Here is a 1,331-nt window from a genome sequence, read left to right on the forward strand (position 1 = left end):
AGGCGACGCGGAGCGTCGTCGACCGACGACAACGCCGCGAGCGTGCGTGCCAGGCCCCGCGAGCCCGGCCTGATCCAAACGACAGGCCCTAGCCCTCGACGAGTGCGAGATCCGCATCGAGACCGTCCGGCCCGGCCGCACCATCGAGCTCCTCGAAGTGGTCGTGCTGATCTCCGGACGGCCCGTCGTGCGCGCCCGGGCGTGGCTGCTCGCCGTCGGCGACACGGCGGCCGTGGCCGGTGGCGGGGCCGAGCGGCTTCCGACGCCCGAGGCGCTCGCCCCGTGGCCGATGGCGTCGGTGTGGCCGGGCGGCTACATCGCCTCGCTCGACGTCCGTCCGGTCGCACCCCCGCAGCCGGGCCGCACGACCGCGTGGATCTCGACGGGACTCGACCTGGCCGCCGGGGAGGAGGCCGGGCCGCTCGCCTCGTACGTCGCGCTGGTCGACACGGCCAACGGAATCGCCGTACGCGCCTCGCCCACCGACTGGATGTTTCCCAACGTCGACCTGACCATCCACCTCCACCGCCTCCCCGAAGGCGGCTGGACCGGTCTCGACACCACCGTCGCCTTCGGCCCCACCGGCCAGGGAGTCACCTCCTCGATCCTCCACGACATCCACGGCCCCGTGGGCCACGCGCAGCAGATACTCACCGTCCGCCCCCAGCCCGCCCGGGAACTCTGAACACCCTCTGCCAGTTGGGAGTGTCATGGAGTTCGTCTTCTTCATGACACTGCCGGGCCTGGTCATCGTGCTGACGCTGCTGACCTTCGTCGACCAGCTGCTGCTCCGCGCGGGCCGGGCCGGCGTACTGCCGTGGCGTCCCGGCAAGGACGACGGCGCGCCGCCGAACCGGACGTCGGTGAACCTGGAGGGCGGAACAGCGGTCGTCCGCCTCCCTCGCGCCCACGGTTAGCGCCCCGGGCCGCCCCCTACGCGGCCTTCACAATCCCGCCACGCTCGGCGGCCGCCCACTCCGCCACCAACACCTCGTACTCCCGACGCTGCTCGGCACTCAACCGCCCACCGGAGCGCAGCATCAGGTCACGGATCCGCTCGTTCAGCTCTTCGGCGGACCGTCCGGGACCATGCTCGGGTGTGGGGATCATGTGAAGAGAATAGTGGCACCCACTGACAACGGGCACGCGAATTGCGCCGGAGTGAACGTGCTGTGCCACACATTCCCGTCCGGGCAGGCGCGCGAGGGCGCGGTGCGGAGCCCTTGAGCCCCGTGCGCCGCTAGGGCTTGTCGTTTGGATCAGGCCGGATCAGGGAGCGGGGCCTGGTGCGTGCGATCGCAAGGCGGAGGAGGGAGGCGACGCGGAGCGTC

General features: G+C 71.7%; 2 protein-coding genes and 1 pseudogene. 2 read left to right on the forward strand and 1 reads right to left on the reverse strand.

Annotated features, from left to right (window positions below):
• Positions 1-88: 88 nt before the first annotated feature.
• Both ACIA8D_RS41740 and ACIA8D_RS41745 read left to right on the forward strand, forming a co-directional pair.
• Positions 89-685, forward strand: a pseudogene (locus tag ACIA8D_RS41740) (thioesterase family protein); the annotation flags it as partial.
• A 25-nt stretch (positions 686-710) separates the two neighbouring features.
• Positions 711-917 (forward strand): hypothetical protein, encoded by a 207-nt coding sequence (locus tag ACIA8D_RS41745; RefSeq protein WP_399240762.1) that lies wholly within the window; start codon positions 711-713, stop codon positions 915-917.
• A 16-nt stretch (positions 918-933) separates the two neighbouring features.
• Here ACIA8D_RS41745 and ACIA8D_RS41750 read toward each other — a convergent pair whose 3' ends face one another.
• A complete protein-coding gene (locus ACIA8D_RS41750) occupies positions 934-1,110 on the reverse strand; it encodes a hypothetical protein (RefSeq protein ID WP_399240764.1) in 177 nt (58 codons plus the stop codon).
• Positions 1,111-1,331 lie beyond the last annotated feature (221 nt).

The organism is Streptomyces sp. NPDC051684 (genome assembly GCF_044453445.1).
Lineage (GTDB): Bacteria > Actinomycetota > Actinomycetes > Streptomycetales > Streptomycetaceae > Streptomyces.